Here is a 22,108-nt window from a genome sequence, read left to right on the forward strand (position 1 = left end):
CGGAGACCTGCGTGACCGCCAACCGCCGCTTCCGCAACGTCGTCCGCATCGGCCCCGTCCAGGTCGGCACGTACTACGACGCCCGGGGCCATGAGAAGCACACCGCCGCCTGCTCCGCCCCGCGCTGCGGCTTCTCCACCGACTACGACGGCCGCCCCGCCGCCGAGCTGGCCGCCCGCACCCACCGCTGCCCCGTCCGCTGAAAGGACTCTCACCCCGTGACCGTCAGCCTGCCGCTTGTCGTCGTCCTCGGCTTCTTCGCCTGGGGAGCAGTCAGGTTCCTCGGCGTCCGCGTCTGGATCGTCGTCCTGATCGCCCTCTTCGGCTTCTGGCTCTCCCGAACCTTCCTCGCACCCGCCATCGAGTCCGGCACCCGCTCCGGCGTAAGCGTCATAAACGGCTCACACGCCTAGACGAGTAGATAAGGAGACCTGACCCGTGTTCCTCCCGAAGTACCCCGACAGCCCGACCCCGCCGCCGCTCACACCCACAGCCCGACCGAGCCGACACCCGTACGGCGCTCGCTCCCGTCGGTGTCCATCGATCAGAAGACCGTCGCGGCCCTGGTCGTCGGTGGAGTCGTCCTCACCGCGCTCCTGGCCGCCGTAGCCGTCACGGCCATCTCCGTTGCCGTGGCCGCCGTCGTCCTGCGCTCCATGCTCCGCGCCCACCGCCGCTGAACCGCGCTGGCCTCCGGGGCGGCGGCACACGACCAAGCATTTCGCCGCCCCGGCGCCTGTTCCTCCCGACCGAGCCAGTCAGAAGGGGAAACGCCATCTTCACCCGCACCACTCCGGCCCCACTCCCGGAACTCGCGAACCTGGCCGCGCAGGGCACGCTGCCGGGTATCCTCCGCCAACTCTCCGGACTCGGCGGCTGCACCAACCCGATCCGTCTCAACGGCCACCGCACCGAGTACGACGTCGACACCACGACCGGCGAGATCGGCAACGTCCTCCACCGCCTCGACTCGTCCAGCCTCCCGGCCGGTCAGCTCCTGGTCCGCTGCAACAACCGCCGCACGACCCGCTGCGCGGCCTGTGCCGAGGTCTACCGTCGCGACACCTTCCATCTGATCACCTCCGGCTTGCGCGGCGGCAAGGGCATCCCCGAACACGTCGCCGCCCACCCCCGCGTCTTCGCCACCTTCACCGCGCCGAGCTTCGGCCCGGTCCACAACCGCCCCTCCAGCGGGCGCCCGTGCCGCTGCGGCACCCATCACGACCAGGACGACGACGTACTCGGCTCCCCGCTTGACCCGGACACCTACGACTACGAAGCCGCCGTGCTCTGGAACGCCCACGCCGGTCCGCTCTGGCGGCGCTTCTCCACCTACCTGCGCCGAGAGGTCGCCAAGCGCGCCAGCCTGTCCCAGCGGCGCTTCCGCGAGCACGCCCGTGTGTCCTTCGCCAAGGTCGCCGAGTACCAGAAGCGCGGCGCGGTCCACTTCCACGCGGTCATCCGCATCGACGGCCCCAGCGGCGGCGACACCTCACCCCCTACTTGGGCAACCGCCGAGCTGCTCACGGACGCTATCGGCGCTGCCGCTGCCAAGGTCCGCGTGGACGGCCCGGTCATCGACGGCCGCACGCACACCTTCACCTTCGGTCGCCAACTCGACGTCCGCACCATCCGCTCGGCCGACTTCAACGACGGCCAGGAACTGACCGAACGGGCCGTCGCCGCATACATCGCCAAGTACGCCACCAAGGGCGCCGAGACCGCGACGGGAGCTCTGGACCGGCCGCTCAAGTTCGCCGCCGAACTCGCCCAGCTCGACATCAGCGACCACGCCCGCCGCATGATCCGCACCGCATGGTTCCTTGGCGCACGCAAGGACCTCGAACACCTACGCCTGCGCGCCTGGGCTCACATGCTCGGCTTCCGCGGCCACTTCTCCACCAAGTCCCGCCGCTACTCCACCACCCTCGGCGCCCTCCGCGACGCCCGCGCCGAATGGCGCCGCGCCCAAGCCGCCGCAGCCACCGGCCCCGAGCCCGAGACGACGTACGTCCTCGCGCACTGGGTCTTCGCCGGAACCGGCCTCTCGGACACCGAAGCCTGGCTTGCCGCATCTCTCGAACCCGCTCCCGGAACGGAAGGAGAACCGACATGGACCGCCGTCGAGACGAACTGATGACTGTCCCGCAGATCCTCGCCGAGCTCGGCGGAGTGTCCCGTCGAACCTTCTACCGCTGGCGCGAACTGGGGCAGGCCCCGGAAGCGATCAAGCTTCCGAACGGTGAGCTCCGCGTATGGCGCAGTGACTTCGACGCCTGGCTCCACGGGCTCGCGGAGGCAGCGTGAAGTCGCATGACGTACGGGTGTGGGGCATCCGTAAGCGGCCGTACAAGACGCCGTCGTATGACGTGCGATGGAAGGTCGGCGATGCCCCGCCGTTCTCCGAGACCTTCAGGACGAAGGCACTCGCCGACAACTTCCGGGCCAAGCTTCTTCGGGCCGCCCAGAAGGGCGAGACATTCGACACGGAAACCGGTCTGCCGGACTCCATGGCACCGGCCAAAGAGTCCCGTACCTGGTACGACTTCGCACGGGCATACGTCGCCATGAAGTGGCCGCACGCTGCTCCGAACTCCCGCGACAGCCTGAACGAGACGATGACGCTCGTCACCACTCAGCTGTTGGGCGATCGCCCGGGGCGGCCAGCTGACGACGTTCTGCGCCGTGCCCTACGGGGCTGGGCTTTCGTCGTCCAAGCCTCGGACGAGGAAGCTCCGCCGGTCGACATCGCGAACGCTCTTCGCTGGGTGGCCAAGGCCTCGCTGCCGTTGGCGACGCTCAAGAATCCGGCAGACATCCGCCGCGTCCTCGACTCGCTCAAGCTCAAGCTGTCGGGCGCTCCAGCGGCCGCCGAGACGGTACGGCGTAAGCGGGCGGTCCTCTTCAACGCCCTCGCGTACGCGGTCGAACTGGGGGAGCTTCCGGAGAACCCGGTCACGCTCGTGAAGTGGAAGCCGCCGAAGGTGACCAAGGAAGTCGACCGCCGGGTCGTGGTGAACCCTCGGCAGGCGCGCGAACTCCTGGCCGCAGTCTCTTACGTCGGCGGCTACCGCAGAGCCCGTGGGCGGCGCCTGGTCGCGCTCTTCGCCTGCATGTACTTCGGTGGGCTTCGGCCGGCGGAAGCTGTGGCGCTGCGTCGTCCGGACTGCACCCTGCCGGAGACCGGGTGGGGTTCGCTGATCCTGGAGAAGACCCGCCCGACCGTCGGGAAGCGCTGGACCGGGACCGGGGAGGTTCACGACAACCGCGGCCTTAAGAATCGCCCCACGAACGAAACCCGTATTGTCCCGATCCCGCCTCGCCTCGTCCGCATGCTCCTCGCCCACATCGAGGAGTTCGGCACCGCCAAGGACGGGCGGCTGTTCGCCAATGAACGTGGGGGAGTGGTCGCCTCCACTACGTACTGGCGCGTCTGGGACGAGGCCCGGCACCTGGCGCTCACGCCGGAACAGGTGGCCTCGCCGCTGGCCGCTCGACCGTACGACCTGAGGCACGCCGCGCTCTCCGCCTGGCTCAACGCCGGCGTCGACCCCACCGAGGTGGCGGAACGCGCGGGCAACAGCGTCGAAGTGCTGCTGAGCCGGTACGCGAAGTGTCTCGACGGCCGCCAGGACGTTGCCAACCGCCGGATCGCCGAGCTCCTCGGTGAGGGCGACGGCCAGGAGGACGAGCCCGGCGACGGGACCTGATCCCGGCACACCTCCGACACGCGCACCTGCGGCATGATGGCCCCTGGACTACGGTCCGGGGGCCTCGGCGTTTTCCGGCCCTGACCTGCGGGTTCCTGGCCTGCGGCCAGTCCACGGATAGTCCACGGCACCCGACATACAGCCGCTCCAAGCGGCACACGCCCGCACATACGCGAAGACCCCGTCCCAGCGAAAGCGCTGATGGCGGGGTCTCTGGGCACCTCACACAAGGTGCCCCCGGCAGGATTCGAACCTGCGCACACGGCTCCGGAGGCCGTTGCTCTATCCCCTGAGCTACGGGGGCGTGTCGGTCGCGTTGCTCGCGGCGACGGGTAGAACACTACCAGCTCCCTCGGGGTGGTCATGAACGGGTTTCCGCTGCCGGGGAAGGGGGTGCGGGTCGCTCGTGCGGGGTGGAAGTGGGGAAAACCGGGACGCGGTGGCCGGGGCCGACCTACTCTCGAGTTGTGCCAGGCGCGTCGGGCCGGGTGCTTGTTGTGGACGACAACAAGGTCATCCGGCAGTTGATCAGGGTCAACCTCGAGCTTGAGGGGCTGGAGGTCGTGACCGCGGCCGATGGTGCCGAGTGTCTCGATGTCGTTCATCAGGTGCGGCCCGATGTCGTGACGCTCGACGTGGCCATGCCGCGGCTGGACGGGCTGAGGACCGCCTCCCGGTTGCGGGCCGATCCGCGGACCCGGGATGTGCCCCTCGCCATCGTCAGCGCCTGCACCCAGTACGAGGTGGAGGCCGGGCTCGACGTGGGCGTCGACGCCTTCCTCGCCAAGCCCTTCGAGCCGGCCGAACTGGTCGGCATGGTGCGGCAGTTGATGGAGCGGGCCCGGAGCCGGGGGCGACAGGGCGGTGCCGGTCCCGACGTCGGCGGCGGTGCCCAGACACCCGCCGTCGATCAGTCGGCCGTACCGTAGGGGCAGGTAGTCGATCGGCAGGCCGTGCCTCTAGGGGGAGGCAGTCGATCGGCAGGCCGTGCTTGTAGGGGCAGGCAGTCGATCGGCAGGCCGTGCTTGTAGGGGCAGGCAGTCGATCGGCACGCCGTACCGTAGGGGCAGGCAGTCGATCGGCACGCCGTACCGTAGGGGCAGGCAGTCGATCAGCAAGCCGTCCCCGTAAGGGCCGGCCGTCGATCACGCCGCCGTACCGCGAGGGACGAGTCGCCGTACACCACCCCGCGTCCACATCCCGGACCCTCCCCCAAACCGGCTCGCCTACCCACCCCCCTCCTCCCATACGCTTGTCCCCGTGACCCCCGTCGAGCTCTCCCGCACCGTGCTGCACGCCGTGCGTCGCGCTGTCGACGAGGGGGAGCTGAGCGTGACCGTGCCGGAGCGGGCCGTGGTCACGCCGCCGGGGCCCGGGGGGTGTGGCGACTACGCCACCAACATCGCCCTCCAGCTGGCCGGCGCGGCGGGGCAGCCGCCGCGGCGCGTCGCCGAGATCCTCCGCGCGCGCCTGCTCCACGAGCACTGCGTCACCGACGTCGTCGTCACCGGGCCCGGCTTCCTCAACCTCAGCCTGGAGAGCACCGCCTCCGCCGACCTCGTCGAGGAGATCCTGCGGCGCGGGCGGCGGTACGGCCACGCCGTGGGGTTCAGCGGGAACATCGTCCAGCTCCGGTGCCCGGCCGAGGTCCGTGCCGTCGTCGTCGCGGACGCCATCGCCCGCGTGCGGCGCAGCCAGGGTGACGTCGTCCGCGTCCATCACGACGGGCCGCCCGCCCCGGAGTGGGAGTCCGTCCTCGGCGTCGACATCGACGACTCCCACGGGCCCCGCGCTCTCGCCGACGTCGATCTCACCGTGCGCCCCGTCCCCGCCCCCGCCGACCCCCTCCCCCTCGGCCGCGACGCCGCCCGCTGGGCGCTGCTGTACCCCGCCGCGCACGACCGGCCCCGGATCACCCCCGAGCACCTCGTCCAGCGGGAGACCAACCCCCTCTTCCGCGTTCGGTACGCCCACGCCCGCACCCGGGCGCTGCTGCGCAACGCCGCCGACCTCGGCTTCCACCCCGAGCCCGGCCCGGTGGGCGGCGGTGACGCGCTGGTCGCCCTGCTCGGCGACCACCCCCGCGTCCTCGCCACCGCCCAGGACACCCCCGACCGCCTGGCCCGGCACCTCCTCGCCGTCGCCGATGCCGCGCTGCCCCTGTTCCCCGCCGTGCTGCCCCTCGGCGAGGAGAAACCCTCGGCCGCCCACCGTGCCCGGCTCGCCCTCGCCGAAGCGGCCGGGACGGTGCTGGCCGGCGGCCTGTCCCTGCTCGGCATCGACGCACCCGACCATCTTTGAAAGAGCACGCAGAATGAGCCGTTCCGCACACCCCGCCGGGCCCCGTCACGCCGATGTCCTCCCCGAGGGCCACTACTCCGCCCCGCCCGCCGACCTCAACGCGCTCGACCCCAAGGTCTGGGCCCAGACCGTGACCCGCGACGAGGACGGTGTGGTCACCGTCGGCGGGATCCCCGTCACGCGGCTCGCCGAGGAGTTCGGCACCCCGGCCTACGTCCTCGACGAGGCCGACTTCCGGGCCCGCGCGCGTGCCTGGCGCAGCGCCTTCGGGACCGAGGCCGACGTCTACTACGCCGGCAAGGCGTTCCTGTCCCGCGCCGTGGTGCGCTGGCTGCACGAGGAGGGGCTGAACGTCGACGTCTGCTCCGGCGGCGAGCTGGCCACCGCCCTGTCCGCGGGCATGCCCGCCGAGCGCATCGCCTTCCACGGCAACAACAAGTCCGTCGACGAGATCACCCGGGCCGTCGAGGCCGGCGTGGGCCACATCGTCCTCGACTCCTTCCAGGAGATCGTCCGCGTCGCCCACATCGCCCGGGAGCTGGGCAGGCGCCAGAAGGTCCTCATCCGGATCACGGTCGGCGTCGAGGCCCACACGCACGAGTTCATCGCCACCGCCCACGAGGACCAGAAGTTCGGCATCCCGCTCGCCGGCGGGCAGGCCGCCGAGGCCGTCCGGCGGGCGCTCCAGCTCGACGGGCTGGAGCTGGTCGGCATCCACAGCCACATCGGCTCGCAGATCTTCGACATGTCCGGGTTCGAGGTCGCCGCCCACCGGGTGGTCGGGCTGCTGAAGGACGTCCGCGACGAGCACGGCGTCGAGCTGCCCGAGATCGACCTCGGCGGCGGGCTCGGCATCGCGTACACCAGCGACGACGACCCCCGCGAGCCGCACGAGATCGCCAAGGCGCTCACCGAGATCGTCAGCCGCGAGTGCGAGGCCGCCAAGCTGCGCACCCCTCGCATCTCCGTCGAGCCGGGGCGGGCCATCGTCGGGCCGACCGCCTTCACGCTCTACGAGGTCGGCACCATCAAGCCCCTCGACGGGCTGCGCACGTACGTCTCCGTCGACGGCGGCATGTCGGACAACATCCGCACCGCGCTGTACGACGCCGAGTACAGCGTCGCCCTGGTGTCCCGGACGTCCGACGCCGAGCCGATGCTCGCCCGGGTCGTCGGCAAGCACTGCGAGAGCGGGGACATCGTGGTCAAGGACGCGTTCCTGCCGGGCGACCTGGCACCGGGCGACCTCGTCGCCGTACCCGCCACCGGCGCCTACTGCCGGTCCATGGCCAGCAACTACAACCACGTGCTCCGCCCGCCGGTCGTGGCCGTCGAGGGCGGAGAGGCGCGCGTGATCGTCCGCCGGGAGACGGAGGAGGACCTGCTGCGTCTCGACGTCGGCTGAGCGAAGAGCCGTGCGAGCGGGGGCGGAAGATCTCCTGTCTTCCGCCTCCGCGCAAATGAAATAGACGTCTCAAAATTCGGACCGAGGGCAGAAAGTCCCGTCCGGTGAGTGAGACTGGTTCCACCGTAGACGGTAAAGAGGAAACGAGGTCGGATGATGCGTACGCGTCCGCTGAAGGTGGCGCTGCTGGGCTGTGGAGTGGTCGGCTCAGAGGTGGCGCGCATCATGACGACGCACGCCGACGACCTCACGGCCCGGATCGGGGCCCCGGTGGAGCTCGCGGGCGTGGCCGTGCGGCGGCCCGACCGGGTCAGGGAGGGCATCGACCCGGCCCTCGTCACCACCGACGCCACCGCCCTCGTCAAACGCGGCGACATCGACGTCGTCGTGGAGGTGATCGGCGGGATCGAGCCCGCCCGGACCCTCATCACCACCGCCTTCGAGCACGGCGCCTCCGTCGTCTCCGCCAACAAGGCGCTGCTCGCCCAGGACGGTGCCGCCCTGCACGCCGCCGCCGAGGAGCACGACGCGGACCTCTACTACGAGGCCGCCGTCGCCGGTGCCATCCCGCTGATCCGCCCGCTGCGCGAGTCCCTCGCCGGCGACAAGATCAACCGCGTGATGGGCATCGTCAACGGGACCACCAACTTCATCCTCGACAAGATGGACTCCACGGGGGCGGGCTACCAGGAGGCCCTCGACGAGGCGACCGCGCTCGGCTACGCGGAGGCCGACCCCACCGCCGACGTCGAGGGCTTCGACGCCGCCGCCAAGGCCGCCATCCTGGCCGGCATCGCCTTCCACACGCGCGTGCGCCTCGACGACGTCTACCGCGAGGGCATGACCGAGGTGACGGCGGCCGACTTCGCCTCCGCCAAGGAGATGGGCTGCACCATCAAGCTGCTCGCCATCTGCGAGCGGGCCGCGGACGGCGGGTCCGTCACCGCGCGCGTGCACCCGGCCATGATCCCGCTGAGCCACCCGCTGGCCTCCGTCCGCGGCGCCTACAACGCCGTGTTCGTCGAGTCCGACGCCGCCGGGCAGCTCATGTTCTACGGGCCCGGAGCGGGCGGTTCCCCGACGGCGTCCGCCGTGCTCGGCGACCTCGTCGCCGTCTGCCGCAACCGGATCGGCGGCGCGACCGGACCGGGGGAGTCCGCCTACGCCGCGCTGCCGGTGTCGCCGATGGGCGACGTGGTCACGCGCTACCACATCAGCCTGGACGTGGCCGACAAACCGGGTGTTCTCGCCCAGGTCGCGACCGTTTTCGCCGAGCACGGAGTCTCGATCGATACGGTTCGCCAGCAGGGGAAGGACGGCGAGGCGTCCCTCGTCGTCGTCACGCACCGCGCGTCCGACGCCGCCCTCACCGGGACCGTCGAGGCGTTGCGCAAGCTCGACACCGTGCGTGGTGTCGCCAGCATCATGCGGGTTGAAGGAGAGTAACCAGCAATGACCCACCAGTGGCGCGGAATCATCGAGGAGTACCGGGACCGGCTGCCGGTATCCGACACCACGCCGGTCGTGACGCTCCGCGAGGGCGGCACGCCCCTCGTGCCCGCGCAGGTGCTCTCCGAGCGCACGGGCTGTGAGGTCCACCTCAAGGTGGAGGGCGCGAACCCGACCGGGTCCTTCAAGGACCGCGGCATGACCATGGCCATCACGCGGGCCAAGGAGGAGGGCGCGCAGGCGGTCATCTGCGCCTCCACCGGCAACACGTCGGCCTCCGCCGCCGCGTACGCCGTCCGCGCCGGCATGGTCTGCGCCGTGCTCGTGCCGCAGGGCAAGATCGCGCTCGGCAAGATGGGCCAGGCCCTCGTGCACGGCGCGAAGATCCTCCAGGTCGACGGCAACTTCGACGACTGCCTCACCCTCGCGCGCGGCCTCAGCGACAACTACCCCGTCGCACTGGTCAATTCGGTCAACCCGGTCCGTATCGAGGGCCAGAAGACGGCCTCGTTCGAGATCGTGGACATGCTCGGGGACGCGCCCGACATCCACGTCCTGCCGGTGGGCAACGCGGGCAACATCACGGCCTATTGGAAGGGCTACAAGGAGTACGCCGCCGACGGCGTCGCCACGAAGACCCCCCGCATGTGGGGATTCCAGGCCTCCGGTTCCGCGCCCCTCGTGCGCGGCGAGGTCGTCAAGGACCCCTCGACCATCGCCACCGCCATCCGCATCGGCAACCCGGCGTCCTGGCAGTACGCGATCGCCGCGCGCGACGAGTCGGGCGGCTCCATCGACGAGGTGACGGACCGTGAGATCCTGCGCGCCTACCGGCTGTTGGCCTCGCAGGAGGGCGTCTTCGTCGAGCCCGCGTCCGCCGCGTCCGTCGCCGGTCTGCTGAAGGCCGCCGAGCAGGGCAAGGTCGACCCGGGCCAGCGCATCGTGTGCACGGTCACCGGCAACGGGCTGAAGGACCCCGACTGGGCCGTCGCCGGTGCTCCGCAGCCGGTCACCGTCCCCGTCGACGCGGCGGCCGCGGCGGAGCGCCTGGGTCTCGTCTGACGGCGCTCGAACCGGCCTGACGTGCGCCGACGCACCGAGCGCCGGTGTCACGCCCGACACGTTCCGGCGTAAGACGGCGCCGGGCCGGGGAGAATCCCTACGGGGGGTGCACAGGGGGCTTACGACACGCATCGTGCGCCTCCTGTGCGCCCTATGTCGCCACAGAACCTTCCTTCGATAGGCTGTACTGAACCCGCCCGCCGCATATGCCTCCGCATGGAGCGGTTCCGCGCCGTCTCCACGGCCGGGACAGCGGCCGGCCACCCCGGTCGGCAGCGGCCCCCCGGGTTCTCGTACGTCATCGAATGTCCGTTGACCGTCATTCGACAATCACCGCAGCTCAAGGAGAGTCATCGAGCGATGGCCGGTCCAGCGTTCCGCGCCGCCGCCGTCCGGGTGCGCGTCCCCGCCACCAGCGCCAACCTCGGCCCGGGCTTCGACGCCCTCGGCCTGGCGCTGGGCTTGTACGACGACGTGGTCGTCCGGGTGGCCGACTCCGGGCTGCACATCGACATCGCGGGTGAGGGCAGCGAGACGCTCCCCCGTGACGAGCAGCACCTTCTCGTGCGTTCCCTGCGTACCGCCTTCGATCTGCTGGGCGGACAGCCGCGCGGCCTGGAAATCGTCTGCGCCAACCGCATTCCGCACGGCCGGGGCCTGGGCTCCTCCTCGGCCGCCATCTGCGCCGGCATCGTCGCCGCCCGCGCCGTGACCATAGGCGCCGAGGCCAAGCTCGACGACACGGCGCTGCTGGAGCTCGCCACCGAGATCGAGGGCCACCCCGACAACGTCGCCGCGTGCCTGCTGGGCGGCTTCACGCTGTCCTGGATGGAGGGCGGCGCGGCCCGCGCGATCAGGATGGACCCCGCCGATTCCATCGTTCCGGTGGTTTTCGTGCCCGGAAAGCCGGTACTCACCGAGACGGCGCGCGGCCTGCTCCCGCGCACCGTTCCGCACGTCGACGCGGCCACCAACGCCGGCCGGGCCGCCCTGCTCGTCGAGGCCCTGACCAGGCGCCCCGAGCTGCTGCTTCCCGCCACCGAGGACCGTCTGCACCAGGAGTACCGCGCCCCGGCCATGCCGGAGAGCGCGGCGCTGGTGGAGCGGCTGCGGAGCGACGGCATCCCCGCGGTCATCTCCGGCGCCGGGCCGACGGTCATGGCGCTGGCCGACGCGGACACCGCCGACAAGGTCGAGGCCCTGGCCGGCGCGGACTGGGCCGCGAACCGGCTGAGCCTCGACGCGTACGGCGCGAGCGTGCTTCCGCTCGCGACCTGACACACGCTTGCCGGAATTGGAGAGGGGGAATGTTTGTTGGATCCGGTAGTGTTAACCTCAAGTCTGCACCCGACCCCACCATGGCGAGGTGCCTCGTGTCCCCGTCCGGGACAGACATTCTTCCGGGAGCCCCCCAAGCCGCACTGTGTTCCGTACGTCGGACCGTACGCCGTACGAGGACACTGAGCGGGCCGCAGGGCACGCTCCGGAACCGGTGCTACCACGCCGCGTGACACTGACACTGGGTGCCACGACTCAAGGAAGCGCCATCACCAGATTCCTCCGCCGCTTAGGCGGACCACCGCCCCGGCACGGTTCACACCACACGGACCGAAGCCGGACAGCACAACCGGTCGCCGAGCCAGACAGGCCGACGTCCGCTCCAGGGAAGGACCCTTCGTGAGCGACACCACCGATCTGATGGGCGCACGTGTCGAGGAGACCGCTGCCGCGCCCGCCACGGACGCCTCCGCGCCTGCCACCGGTGCCGGCTCCCGGCGGCGCCGCGGTACCGGCCTCGAGGGCATGGTGCTGGCCGAGCTGCAGCAGGTCGCATCCGGCCTCGGCATCAGGGGCACCGCGCGCATGCGCAAGAGCCAGCTGATCGAGGTCATCAAGGAGGCGCAGGCGTCCGGCGGCGCCGCTCCGGCCGCGAAGGCCGACGCCCCCGCCGAGACCAAGCCCAAGCGCCGCGCCACCTCCCGGGCCCGTACGGGCGACAACGGTGAGAAGGCCGAGAAGAAGGCGGACGCGAAGGAGGCCCCCGAGGCCCCCGCGGAGAAGGCCGAGAAGGCCACGGCCCAGCAGCAGATCGAGATCCCCGGCCAGCCGGCCTCCGACGACGCTCCGTCCGAGCGCCGCCGTCGCCGCGCCACCGCCGATGCCGGATCCCCTGCTTCCGCTCCCGAGACGGTCGCCGCCGAGGCGAAGAGCGAGCCCAAGGCCGAGACGCCGGCGCAGCAGCAGTCCCAGGGCAACGAGGCCAAGTCCGACGGGGACGGCGAGGGCCGTCGCCGTGACCGCCGGGACCGCGGCCGGGACCGCGACCGCGACCGTGACCGCCGTGGCGGCAAGGGCGACGACCAGCAGGGCGGCGGTCGCCAGGACCGCGGCCAGCAGCAGAACCAGCAGGGCGGCGGCCGCCAGGACCGTGGGCAGCAGCAGGACGACGACGACTTCGAGGGCGGCCGTCGCGGCCGTCGCGGGCGTTACCGAGACCGCCGGGGCCGTCGCGGCCGCGACGACATGGCCACCGAGCCGCAGATCAACGAGGACGACGTCCTGATCCCCGTCGCGGGCATCCTGGACATCCTCGACAACTACGCCTTCATCCGCACGTCCGGCTACCTGCCCGGCCCGAACGACGTGTACGTCTCCCTCGCCCAGGTCCGCAAGAACGGCCTGCGCAAGGGCGACCACATCACCGGTGCGGTGCGGCAGCCCAAGGAAGGCGAGCGGCGCGAGAAGTTCAACGCGCTGGTCCGCCTGGACTCCGTCAACGGCATGGCGCCCGAACACGGCCGCGGCCGCCCGGAGTTCAACAAGCTCACCCCGCTGTACCCGCAGGACCGCCTCCGCCTGGAGACGGACCCGGGCGTGCTCACCACCCGCATCATCGACCTCGTGTCGCCGATCGGTAAGGGCCAGCGCGGTCTGATCGTGGCCCCGCCGAAGACCGGCAAGACCATGATCATGCAGGCGATCGCCAACGCGATCACGCACAACAACCCCGAGTGCCACCTGATGGTCGTCCTGGTCGACGAGCGTCCGGAAGAGGTCACCGACATGCAGCGGTCGGTGAAGGGCGAGGTCATCTCCTCGACCTTCGACCGCCCCGCCGAGGACCACACCACCGTCGCCGAGCTGGCCATCGAGCGCGCCAAGCGCCTGGTGGAGCTGGGTCACGACGTGGTCGTGCTGCTCGACTCGATCACGCGTCTGGGCCGTGCGTACAACCTCGCCGCCCCGGCCTCCGGCCGCATCCTGTCCGGTGGTGTCGACTCGACGGCGCTGTACCCGCCGAAGCGCTTCTTCGGTGCCGCGCGGAACATCGAGGACGGCGGCTCGCTCACCATCCTCGCCACCGCGCTGGTGGACACCGGGTCCCGCATGGACGAGGTGATCTTCGAGGAGTTCAAGGGCACCGGCAACATGGAGCTCAAGCTCGACCGGAAGCTCGCCGACAAGCGCATCTTCCCGGCGGTGGACGTCGACGCGTCCGGCACGCGTAAGGAAGAGATCCTGCTCGGCAGCGAGGAGCTGGGCATCGTCTGGAAGCTGCGCCGGGTGCTGCACGCGCTCGACCAGCAGCAGGCGATCGAGCTGCTGCTCGACAAGATGAAGCAGACGAAGTCGAACGTCGAGTTCCTGATGCAGATCCAGAAGACGACGCCGACGCCCGGTAACGGCGACTAGTCGTCGACGCAGTCCCTCGAAGGGCCGTTTCTCGCCACCCAGTGACGAGAAACGGCCCTTCGGCGCAGAAGGGAACGGGCACTTCCAGTTGCCCCTCCACCTTTGCACCCCTGGGGGGACCTTCTTGCACACGTCCATGTCCGGCGCCGGTCGTCACAGACGCCGGATACGCCTCGCCCTGCCTCTCGGAGCCCTGGGCGTCGCCGCTGCGCTGGCCGCCGCGCTGCTGACCTCGTCCGCCGACGCCGCCACGCCGCTGCCGCAGCCCACGGTCAAGCCCGCCACCAGCTCCCCGTCACTCGCCGAGCTGGAGAAGCGCGTCGCCGGCGCCATGGCCGGTGACGACACCGCCGGGAAGACCAGCAAGGCCTCGCTCAGCGCCGGCACCACCACGAGCCGCATCGACCCGAAGGTCATCGGCGGCACCGACACCACCATCACCTCGGCCCCGTGGATGGCGCAGCTCCACTACTACGACGACCGCGGCACCTCCAGCACGAGCGACGACATCGGCTTCTTCTGCGGCGGCGCCGTGGTCGCGCCGACGAAGATCCTCACCGCCGCGCACTGCGTCAAGGGCTACGACTGGCACGCCAACGGCGCCGTCGTCACCGGCACCTCCCAGCTGCCCTCCGCCGACGGCACCGACCTGCACGGCGGCACCGTCACCGGCGTCTGGCGGCAGTGGAACCACCCCTCGTACAACGCGACGACCATCGACAACGACATCGCGGTGCTCACCCTGCCCGTCCCGGTGAAGGCCACGCCGATCCGCATGACGACGTCCGGGGACACCGCCTCCTACGCGGCCGGCACCAGCGCCCGGCTCTACGGCTGGGGCCGCACCAGCTCCACCAGCGACGACATCTCCGAGACGCTGAAGACGGCCACGCTGCCGATCCAGTCCGACACCACCTGCGCGGGCTACTACGGCGGGGACTTCATCAAGGGCCACATGGTCTGCGCCGGCCCGCCCGCCACCGGCAGCGACACCGGCACCACCTCCGCCTGCAACGGCGACTCCGGCGGCCCGCTGGTCGTCAACAACCGCATCGTCGGTGTCGTGTCCTGGGGCGTGACCGACTGCGTCGAGAAGGGCGCCTACAGCGTCTTCAGCAAGGTCAGCACGTATGTCGGCGCCGCCTACCCGCGGCTCGACGACACCAACGTCAACGGCGACCACAAGGCCGACCTGTGGGTGCGCAACGCCTCCACCAAGACCGGCTACTCCAAGAACTCCAACGGCACCTCCTTCGCCGCCCGTGAGTCCTGGGGCAACTGGAACGGCGTCAACCTCGTCCTGCAGACCGACCTCGACCGCGACGGCTACCAGGACCTGGTCTACCGGGTCAGCTCCACCGGCGACGTCTACTGGACGCACTACGTCATCTCCAGCGGCACCTGGTCCACCCAGCAGATCGCCGACAACTGGGCGACCCGCACCCGCATCATCACCCCCGGTGACGTCACCGGCGACTACCTGCCCGACCTGCTCTCGGTCGACTCGGCGGGCGTGCTGTGGATCTACCCGGGCAAGGGCAACGGCACCTTCGCCCCGCGCGTGAAGGTCGGCTCCGGCTGGAACCAGTACAACTCCGTGCGCGGCCACGGCGACTTCACCGGGGACGGCAAGACGGACCTGATCGCCCGCAGCAAGACGGGCGGTTACATCTACCTGTACAAGGGCACCGGCAAGGCCGGCACCGGTGCGTTCTCCGGCCGGATCAAGGTCCGCACCTGGAGCAGCACGACGTACAACGCCTTCGACGCGGTCGGCGACATCACCGGCGACGGCAAGGCCGACTTCCTGGCCCGCACCCCCGGCGGCACGCTCTACCTGTACAAGGGCACCGGCAAGGCCACCAGCGAGATCTTTGCCACAAGGCAGTCCGTGGGCACCGATTTCAAGCAGTACGACATCTTCGGCTGAAACCGCAGGTGAGGGAGGTATACCTCGCCGTTATGAACACGGACCGTGTCCACCGCCGCACGCGGCGGGCACGGTCCGTTGTGCAACCCTTTCCCGAGTTTCTCCGTCTGACCAGGCGGAGCGACGATGGTGCGAGGAAGGGTTCGGCCGACCACGCCTGGCACTGACCGCAGGGGGTAACCGACCGTAGACGAGCTGAGGAGCCCATGTCTGCCGAGAGCACGCCGGGCCCGGGCATACCGGGCGAGACCGGCACCACCGGAGCACGTCACCGCGCCAAGGGCCGCCGCCGCAAGCCCCGCAAGCGCCACAAGGGCATGATGATCATGGGCTGGACCGCCGCGGGCATCGTCGTCCTGGGGGGCACGGGCGTCGGGTACGTGTACTTCAAGCTCAACGGCAACCTCAAGAGCGTCGACATCGACCAGGCGCTCGGCACCGACCGCCCCAAGAAGGCCGACAACGGCTCCGAGAACATCCTGGTCCTCGGCTCCGACACCCGCGCCGGCGGCAACAAGAAGCTCGGCGGCGGCACCGACGACGGCAGCGCCCGCTCGGACACGGCGATGATCGTGCACGTCTACAAGGGCCACAAGAAGGCCAGCGTGGTCTCCATCCCGCGCGACACCCTCATCGACCGCCCCGCCTGCACGGACACCAAGGGCAACGAGTACCCCGCGGCCAACGGCGTGATGTTCAACTCCGCCTACTCCACCGGCGGGGCCGCCTGCGCCGTGAAGACCGTCGAGTCGATCACCGATCTGCGCATGGACCACTACCTGGAGGTCGACTTCGCCGGCTTCCAGAAGCTCATCGACGACCTCGGCGGCGTCGAGGTCACCACGACGAAGAGCATCGACGACCCCGACAGCCACCTGAAGCTCAAGGCCGGCACCCACAGACTCGACGGCGAGCAGGCCCTCGGCCTGGTCCGCACCCGGCACGGCGTCGGCGACGGCTCCGACCTCGGCCGCATCCAGCTCCAGCAGGCCTTCATCAAGGCCCTGGTCAACCAGGTCAAGGACGTCGGCGTCTTCACCAACCCCAAGAAGCTGCTCGACCTCGCGGAAACCGCGACCAAGACCGTGACCACCGACTCCGACCTCGGCTCGGTCAACAAGCTCGCGTCCTTCGCGAGCGGCCTGCAGGGCATCAGCCCCGCCAACATGCACATGGTCACCATGCCGGTCGAGTACGACCCGGCCGACCCCAACCGCGTCCTCCTCCAGAAGAAGAAGGCCGACCAGATCTGGAAGGCCCTGGCGAACGACGAGCCGATCCCGAAGAGCGCGACGAAGGGCACGGCGACCGGCGAGGCCAAGGGCGTCGTCAGCAGCTCCTGAGGGCCGCGCCCCAAAGGGGCGCGGGGAACCGCGCGAGCAACCACGAACGACCCGCGGGGAACAAACGACGGCAACCCCCGGTTTTGGGGGATGGCCCCAGTCCTGGCAGACTGGTACGTCGGCTCCGGTTCACGCTCCCGCACCCCGCGGCAGCGACCCGGCGCCCTCCCGAAACCTAGGAGACACCTTGAAGCGCGACATCCACCCCGAGTACGTCGAGACGCAGGTCAGCTGCACCTGCGGCGCGTCGTTCACCACGCGCAGCACCATCGAGTCCGGCACCATCCGGGCCGACGTCTGCTCCGAGTGCCACCCGTTCTACACGGGCAAGCAGAAGATCCTCGACACCGGTGGCCGTGTGGCCCGCTTCGAGGCCCGCTTCGGCAAGGCCGCCGGCTCCAAGAAGTAGCGAGCCCCGAACCGCCGGTCCACGGAAGCGCCCCCTTCACCGGGCGCTCCGGGACCGGCGTTTTTGGTCGCCCGCCCCTTCACCCCCGCCCGCACACAGGAGCCCAAGATGTTCGAGGCCGTCGAGGAACTCGTCGCCGAGCACGCCGACCTGGAGAAGAAGCTCGCCGACCCGTCGGTCCACGCCGACCAGGCCAACGCGCGCAAGCTGAACAAGCGGTACGCCGAGCTCACCCCCATTGTCGCCACCTACCGCTCCTGGACGCAGACGGGCGACGACATCGAGACCGCGCGCGAATTCGCCGCCGACGACCCCGACTTCATCGCCGAGGTCAAGGAGCTGGAGCAGCGGCGCGAGGAGCTGACCGAGAAGCTGCGCCTCCTGCTGATCCCCCGCGACCCCAGCGACGACAAGGACGTCATCCTGGAGATCAAGGCGGGCGCGGGCGGCGACGAGTCGGCGCTGTTCGCCGGCGACCTGCTGCGCATGTACCTGCGCTACGCCGAGCGCGTCGGCTGGAAGACCGAGATCATCGACGCCACCGAGTCCGAGCTGGGCGGCTACAAGGACGTCCAGGTCGCCGTGAAGACCAAGGGGCAGACCGAACCCGGCCAGGGCGTCTGGGCGCGGCTGAAGTACGAGGGCGGCGTGCACCGCGTGCAGCGCGTCCCCGCGACGGAGTCCCAGGGCCGTATCCACACCTCCGCGGCCGGTGTCCTCGTGACGCCCGAGGCGGAGGAGGTCGACGTCGAGATCAACCCGAACGACCTGCGCATCGACGTCTACCGGTCCTCCGGACCCGGCGGGCAGTCCGTCAACACCACCGACTCCGCCGTGCGCATCACGCACATCCCGACCGGAGTCGTCGCCTCCTGCCAGAACGAGAAGAGCCAGCTGCAGAACAAGGAGCAGGCACTGCGTATCCTGCGCTCCAGGCTGCTCGCCGCGGCGCAGGAGGAAGCGGAGAGGAACGCCGCCGACGCCCGCCGCAGCCAGGTCCGCACCGTCGACCGCTCCGAGAAGATCCGCACGTACAACTTCCCGGAGAACCGCATCTCGGACCACCGCGTCGGCTTCAAGGCGTACAACCTGGACCAGGTCCTGGACGGCGACCTCGACGCGGTGATCCAGGCCTGCGTCGACGCGGACTCGGCCGCCAAGCTGGCAGCCGCGTAAGGCACGTAGGAGTGCGGAAGCACTGAATACCGGAGGACTTGCGTGAATCTGCTGCTCGCGGAGGTGGCCCAGGCCACCCAGCGGCTCGCCGACGCCGGCGTGCCCTCGCCGCGCACCGACGCGGAGGAACTCGCCGCGTTCGTGCACGGCGTGAAGCGCGGCGAGCTGCACTCCGTCAAGGACTCCGACTTCGACGCCCGTTACTGGGAGGTCATCGCCCGCCGCGAGGCCCGCGAACCGCTCCAGCACATCACCGGACGCGCCTACTTCCGCTACCTGGAACTCCAGGTCGGGCCGGGGGTGTTCGTGCCGCGCCCGGAGACCGAGTCCGTGGTCGGCTGGGCCATAGACGCCGTGCGGGCCATGGACGTCGTCGAGCCGTGCATCGTCGACCTGTGCACCGGCTCCGGCGCCATCGCGCTCGCCCTCGCCCAGGAGGTCCCGCGCTCCCGCGTGCACGCCGTGGAGCTGTCCGAGGACGCCCTGAAGTGGACCCGCAAGAACGTCGAGGGGTCCAGGGTCGACCTGCGGCAGGGCAACGCCCTGACGGCCTTCCCGGACCTGGACGGCCAGGTCGACCTGGTCATCTCCAACCCGCCGTACATCCCGCTCACCGAGTGGGAGTACGTCGCCCCCGAGGCGCGGGACTACGACCCCGACATGGCGCTCTTCTCCGGCGAGGACGGCCTCGACCTGATCCGCGGCCTGGAGCGCACCGCGCACCGGCTGCTGCGCCCCGGCGGCGTGGTGGTCGTGGAGCACGCCGACACCCAGGGCGGCCAGGTGCCGTGGATCTTCGCCGAGGACCGCGGCTGGACCGACGCCGCCGACCACCCGGACCTGAACAACCGCCCGCGTTTCGCCACGGCCCGCAAGGCACTGCCGTGAGCACCCCGCAGTCCCCGCAGAACCCGCAGAACCCGCAGTCTTCGAAGTCTTCATCCCAGCAGCACGTGTACGAGGAGGCCAGCTAAAGATGGCACGGCGATACGACACCAACGACGCGACCGACCGCGTGACCGGTCTGCGTGAGGCAGCGTCCGCCGTCCGCCGTGGCGAGCTCGTGGTGCTGCCGACGGACACGGTGTACGGCATCGGCGCCGACGCGTTCTCCGCGGAGGCCGTCGCCGACCTGCTGGAGGCCAAGGGCCGGGGCCGCAACATGCCCACCCCCGTCCTCATCGGTTCCCCGAACACGCTGCACGGGCTCGTCACGGACTTCTCCGAGCTGGCCTGGGAGCTGGTCGACGCCTTCTGGCCGGGGGCGCTGACGCTCGTCGCCAAGCACCAGCCGTCACTCCAGTGGGACCTGGGCGACACCCGGGGCACGGTCGCCGTGCGCATGCCGCTGCACCCGGTCGCCATCGAGCTGCTCACCGAGGTCGGCCCGATGGCCGTGTCGTCGGCGAACCTCACCGGCCACCCGGCGCCGGAGGACTGCGACGCCGCGCAGGAGATGCTCGGCGACTCCGTCTCGGTCTACCTGGACGGCGGCCCGACCCCCGGCAACGTCCCGTCGTCGATCGTCGACGTCACCCGGGAGGTGCCCCTGCTCCTGCGCGCCGGTGCCCTCTCGGCGGACGAGCTGCGAAAGGTCGTACCCGACCTCGAGGTGGCGAATTGACGGCCCCTGAGGCGGGGCGTGGCATAGGCAACGGGGAAAGCGCGGCGGAGATCACGACGACCTTCGTGGGACTGCCGCGCGACAGCTTCCGCATCCTCCACGTCAGCACCGGCAACGTGTGCCGCTCACCCATCACCGAGCGGCTGACCCGCCATTTCGTCAAGGAGCGGCTGGGCATCCTGGGCGGCGGGCTGATCGTGGAGAGCGCGGGCACCTGGGGCCACGAGGGCGCCCCCATGGAGGCCCACGCGGAGACCGTCCTCGCCGACTTCGGCGCGGACGCCTCCGGCTTCGTCGGGCGGGAGTTGCTGGACGAGCACGTGATCCGCGCCGACCTGGTCCTGACGGCCACCCGGGACCACCGGGCGCAGGTCATCTCCATGGGCCACTCGGCGGGCCTGCGCACCTTCACGCTCAAGGAGTTCACCCGTCTGGTCAAGGCCATCGACCCGGCGACCCTGCCTCCCCTGGAGGAGGGCGTGGTCGTCCGCGCGCGTGCCCTGGTCCGTGCCGCGGCCGCTCTACGCGGGTGGCTCCTGGCCCCGAACGCCGAGGCCGACGAGGTCTACGACCCCTACGGGGCGCCCCTGACGTTCTTCCGGTCGATCGGGGACGAGATACACCAGTCGCTCGACCCGGTCGTCACGGCACTCACAGGCGTCCCCGCACGGACGTAACGACCGAGCGCCTCCGGGGCCCCGGGCCTACATTGGTCGTACGTCACCACGGTGAACCGCCCAGAAGCACGTCGCCCGGAGCCCACCATGACGGTCACCCCTGCCATCGAGGCCGACGTCCTGCGCCACCAGGACCCCGAACTCGCCGACGTCCTGCTCGGGGAACGGGAGCGGCAGGCGACCACGCTCCAGCTGATCGCCGCCGAGAACTTCACCTCCCCGGCCGTGCTGGCCGCCCTCGGCTCGCCGCTCGCCAACAAGTACGCCGAGGGCTACCCGGGGGCACGCCACCACGGCGGCTGCGAGATCGTCGACGTCGCCGAACGTCTCGCCGTCGACCGCGCCAAGGCCCTGTTCGGCGCCGACCACGCCAACGTCCAGTCCGACTCGGGCTCTTCGGCGGTCCTGGCCGCCTACGCCGCCCTGCTGCGCCCCGGTGACACCGTCCTCGCCCTGGGCCTGCCGCACGGCGGCCACCTCACGCACGGCTCGCCCGCCAACTTCTCCGGCCGCTGGTTCGACTTCGTCGGCTACGGGGTGGAGGCCGAGTCCGGGCTCGTCGACCACGAGCAGGTGCGCACCCTGGCCCGCACGCGCCGGCCCAAGGCGATCGTGTGCGGCTCGATCGCCTACCCCCGCCACTTCGACCACGCCTTCTTCCGCGAGGTCGCCGACGAGGTGGGCGCCTACCTCATCGCGGACGCCGCGCACCCCATCGGGCTCGTCGCCGGGGGAGCGGCGCCCAACCCCGTGCCGTACGCGGACATCGTCTGCGCGACCACCCACAAGGTGCTGCGCGGCCCGCGCGGCGGCATGATCCTGTGCCGCGCGGAACTGGCCGAGCGGGTCGACCGGGCCGTGTTCCCTTTCACACAGGGCGGCGCCCAGATGCACACCATCGCCGCCAAGGCGGTCGCGTTCGGGGAGGCGGCAACACCGGCGTTCGCCGCGTACACCCATCAGGTGGTCGCCAATGCGAGGGTTCTCGCGGCACGGCTGGCCGCCGAGGGCCTGGTCGTCACCACCGGCGGCACCGACACCCACCTGATCACCGCCGACCCGGCGCCCCTCGGCGTCGACGGCCGCACCGCCCGGGGCCGTCTCGCCGCGGCCGGCCTGGTCCTGGACTGCTGCGCGCTGCCGCACGGCGACGCCCGGGGACTGCGCCTGGGCACGGCCGCGGTCACCACGCAGGGGATGGGCGAGGCGGAGATGGGGCGGATCGCCAAGCTGCTCGCGGGCGTGCTCAGGGGCGTGACGGAGACCGCGAGAGCCCGTGAAGAAGTGCGGGAGCTGGCCGGTGGATTTCCGCCGTATCCGCGCTGAGAC

General features: G+C 70.8%; 20 protein-coding genes, 1 tRNA gene and 1 pseudogene. 21 read left to right on the top strand and 1 reads right to left on the bottom strand.

All coding sequences use genetic code 11. The features are described from left to right. The first annotated feature begins 11 nt into the window (after nucleotides 1-11). From C1703_RS27160 to C1703_RS27185, 6 genes and pseudogenes are all read left to right on the top strand, one after another. Nucleotides 12-203 carry a mobile element transfer protein gene (locus tag C1703_RS27160; RefSeq protein WP_114255304.1) on the top strand — a complete coding sequence of 64 codons (192 nt, stop codon included), beginning with the start codon at nucleotides 12-14 and terminating at the stop codon, nucleotides 201-203. Between the two features lie 15 nt (nucleotides 204-218). Continuing rightward, the gene (locus C1703_RS27165; protein WP_114253596.1) at nucleotides 219-413 is read left to right on the top strand and encodes a hypothetical protein; all 195 of its coding nucleotides are present in this window, start codon (nucleotides 219-221) and stop codon (nucleotides 411-413) included. A 25-nt stretch (nucleotides 414-438) separates the two neighbouring features. Beyond that, nucleotides 439-680: pseudogene (locus tag C1703_RS27170) on the top strand (SpdD protein). A gap of 140 nt (nucleotides 681-820) precedes the next feature. Then, complete coding sequence (locus C1703_RS27175) at nucleotides 821-2,137, top strand: replication initiator (RefSeq protein WP_114255305.1); 1,317 nt, start codon at nucleotides 821-823, stop codon at nucleotides 2,135-2,137. Continuing rightward, complete coding sequence (locus tag C1703_RS27180) at nucleotides 2,113-2,307, top strand: helix-turn-helix domain-containing protein (protein WP_033314625.1); 195 nt, start codon at nucleotides 2,113-2,115, stop codon at nucleotides 2,305-2,307. The genes C1703_RS27175 and C1703_RS27180 overlap by 25 nt, the downstream gene beginning before the upstream one ends. Then, entirely contained in the window at nucleotides 2,304-3,710 is a 1,407-nt protein-coding gene (locus tag C1703_RS27185) for a tyrosine-type recombinase/integrase (protein ID WP_114255306.1), read from the top strand. Before C1703_RS27180 ends, C1703_RS27185 begins: the two co-directional genes overlap by 4 nt. Before the next feature lie 232 nt (nucleotides 3,711-3,942). Here C1703_RS27185 and C1703_RS27190 read toward each other — a convergent pair. Next, nucleotides 3,943-4,014 (bottom strand) — tRNA-Arg (locus C1703_RS27190). 115 nt (nucleotides 4,015-4,129) lie between these two features. Here C1703_RS27190 and C1703_RS27195 point away from each other — a divergent pair. The 15 genes from C1703_RS27195 (at nucleotide 4,130) to glyA (ending at nucleotide 22,105) form a co-directional block, all read left to right on the top strand. Then, nucleotides 4,130-4,639 carry a response regulator gene (locus C1703_RS27195; RefSeq protein WP_232840793.1) on the top strand — a complete coding sequence of 170 codons (510 nt, stop codon included), beginning with the start codon at nucleotides 4,130-4,132 and terminating at the stop codon, nucleotides 4,637-4,639. Between the two features lie 331 nt (nucleotides 4,640-4,970). Next, nucleotides 4,971-6,011, top strand: a complete 1,041-nt coding sequence (gene nrtL, locus C1703_RS27200; protein ID WP_114255308.1) for an ArgS-related anticodon-binding protein NrtL — start codon at nucleotides 4,971-4,973, stop codon at nucleotides 6,009-6,011. A 13-nt stretch (nucleotides 6,012-6,024) separates the two neighbouring features. Beyond that, nucleotides 6,025-7,416: a diaminopimelate decarboxylase gene (gene lysA / locus C1703_RS27205; RefSeq protein WP_114255309.1), complete on the top strand. Its 1,392-nt coding sequence runs from the start codon at nucleotides 6,025-6,027 to the stop codon at nucleotides 7,414-7,416. Nucleotides 7,417-7,569: 153 nt separating this feature from the next. Next, nucleotides 7,570-8,862 (top strand): homoserine dehydrogenase, encoded by a 1,293-nt coding sequence (locus C1703_RS27210; protein ID WP_114255310.1) that lies wholly within the window; start codon nucleotides 7,570-7,572, stop codon nucleotides 8,860-8,862. A 6-nt stretch (nucleotides 8,863-8,868) separates the two neighbouring features. Beyond that, on the top strand, nucleotides 8,869-9,927 hold the full coding sequence (gene thrC / locus C1703_RS27215) for a threonine synthase (RefSeq protein ID WP_114255311.1): 1,059 nt from the start codon (nucleotides 8,869-8,871) through the stop codon (nucleotides 9,925-9,927). A 360-nt stretch (nucleotides 9,928-10,287) separates the two neighbouring features. After that, a complete protein-coding gene (thrB, locus tag C1703_RS27220; protein WP_114255312.1) occupies nucleotides 10,288-11,205 on the top strand; it encodes a homoserine kinase in 918 nt (305 codons plus the stop codon). Between the two features lie 399 nt (nucleotides 11,206-11,604). Continuing rightward, nucleotides 11,605-13,620, top strand: coding sequence for a transcription termination factor Rho (gene rho / locus C1703_RS27225; protein ID WP_114255313.1), 2,016 nt, complete (start codon nucleotides 11,605-11,607; stop codon nucleotides 13,618-13,620). A gap of 136 nt (nucleotides 13,621-13,756) precedes the next feature. Next, nucleotides 13,757-15,550 (top strand): trypsin-like serine protease, encoded by a 1,794-nt coding sequence (locus tag C1703_RS27230; protein WP_198678457.1) that lies wholly within the window; start codon nucleotides 13,757-13,759, stop codon nucleotides 15,548-15,550. Nucleotides 15,551-15,756: 206 nt separating this feature from the next. After that, nucleotides 15,757-16,893, top strand: coding sequence for an LCP family protein (locus tag C1703_RS27235; protein ID WP_114255314.1), 1,137 nt, complete (start codon nucleotides 15,757-15,759; stop codon nucleotides 16,891-16,893). Between the two features lie 187 nt (nucleotides 16,894-17,080). Continuing rightward, nucleotides 17,081-17,302, top strand: a complete 222-nt coding sequence (gene rpmE, locus C1703_RS27240; RefSeq protein WP_003992975.1) for a 50S ribosomal protein L31 — start codon at nucleotides 17,081-17,083, stop codon at nucleotides 17,300-17,302. A gap of 108 nt (nucleotides 17,303-17,410) precedes the next feature. Then, nucleotides 17,411-18,478 (top strand): peptide chain release factor 1, encoded by a 1,068-nt coding sequence (prfA, locus tag C1703_RS27245; protein WP_114255315.1) that lies wholly within the window; start codon nucleotides 17,411-17,413, stop codon nucleotides 18,476-18,478. Between the two features lie 42 nt (nucleotides 18,479-18,520). Further along, the gene (gene prmC, locus C1703_RS27250; RefSeq protein ID WP_114255316.1) at nucleotides 18,521-19,366 is read left to right on the top strand and encodes a peptide chain release factor N(5)-glutamine methyltransferase; all 846 of its coding nucleotides are present in this window, start codon (nucleotides 18,521-18,523) and stop codon (nucleotides 19,364-19,366) included. A gap of 88 nt (nucleotides 19,367-19,454) precedes the next feature. After that, entirely contained in the window at nucleotides 19,455-20,102 is a 648-nt protein-coding gene (locus C1703_RS27255) for an L-threonylcarbamoyladenylate synthase (RefSeq protein WP_114255317.1), read from the top strand. Further along, nucleotides 20,099-20,779 carry a protein-tyrosine-phosphatase gene (locus C1703_RS27260; protein WP_114255318.1) on the top strand — a complete coding sequence of 227 codons (681 nt, stop codon included), beginning with the start codon at nucleotides 20,099-20,101 and terminating at the stop codon, nucleotides 20,777-20,779. The genes C1703_RS27255 and C1703_RS27260 overlap by 4 nt, the downstream gene beginning before the upstream one ends. A gap of 87 nt (nucleotides 20,780-20,866) precedes the next feature. Continuing rightward, on the top strand, nucleotides 20,867-22,105 hold the full coding sequence (glyA, locus tag C1703_RS27265) for a serine hydroxymethyltransferase (RefSeq protein ID WP_114255319.1): 1,239 nt from the start codon (nucleotides 20,867-20,869) through the stop codon (nucleotides 22,103-22,105). Nucleotides 22,106-22,108: the final 3 nt, after the last annotated feature.

It is taken from the genome of Streptomyces sp. Go-475 (assembly GCF_003330845.1).
GTDB lineage: Bacteria > Actinomycetota > Actinomycetes > Streptomycetales > Streptomycetaceae > Streptomyces.

Excerpts from the sequence above, each read along its gene's own strand:
- C1703_RS27180 (WP_033314625.1), top strand. The coding sequence starts at position 2,113 with ATGGACCGCCGTCGAGACGAACTGATGACTGTCCCGCAGATCCTCGCC.
- lysA (WP_114255309.1), top strand. The coding sequence starts at position 6,025 with ATGAGCCGTTCCGCACACCCCGCCGGGCCCCGTCACGCCGATGTCCTC.
- C1703_RS27210 (WP_114255310.1), top strand. The coding sequence starts at position 7,570 with ATGATGCGTACGCGTCCGCTGAAGGTGGCGCTGCTGGGCTGTGGAGTG.
- thrC (WP_114255311.1), top strand. The coding sequence starts at position 8,869 with ATGACCCACCAGTGGCGCGGAATCATCGAGGAGTACCGGGACCGGCTG.
- thrB (WP_114255312.1), top strand. The coding sequence starts at position 10,288 with ATGGCCGGTCCAGCGTTCCGCGCCGCCGCCGTCCGGGTGCGCGTCCCC.
- C1703_RS27230 (WP_198678457.1), top strand. The coding sequence starts at position 13,757 with ATGTCCGGCGCCGGTCGTCACAGACGCCGGATACGCCTCGCCCTGCCT.
- C1703_RS27235 (WP_114255314.1), top strand. The coding sequence starts at position 15,757 with ATGTCTGCCGAGAGCACGCCGGGCCCGGGCATACCGGGCGAGACCGGC.
- prfA (WP_114255315.1), top strand. The coding sequence starts at position 17,411 with ATGTTCGAGGCCGTCGAGGAACTCGTCGCCGAGCACGCCGACCTGGAG.
- C1703_RS27255 (WP_114255317.1), top strand. The coding sequence starts at position 19,455 with ATGGCACGGCGATACGACACCAACGACGCGACCGACCGCGTGACCGGT.
- glyA (WP_114255319.1), top strand. The coding sequence starts at position 20,867 with ATGACGGTCACCCCTGCCATCGAGGCCGACGTCCTGCGCCACCAGGAC.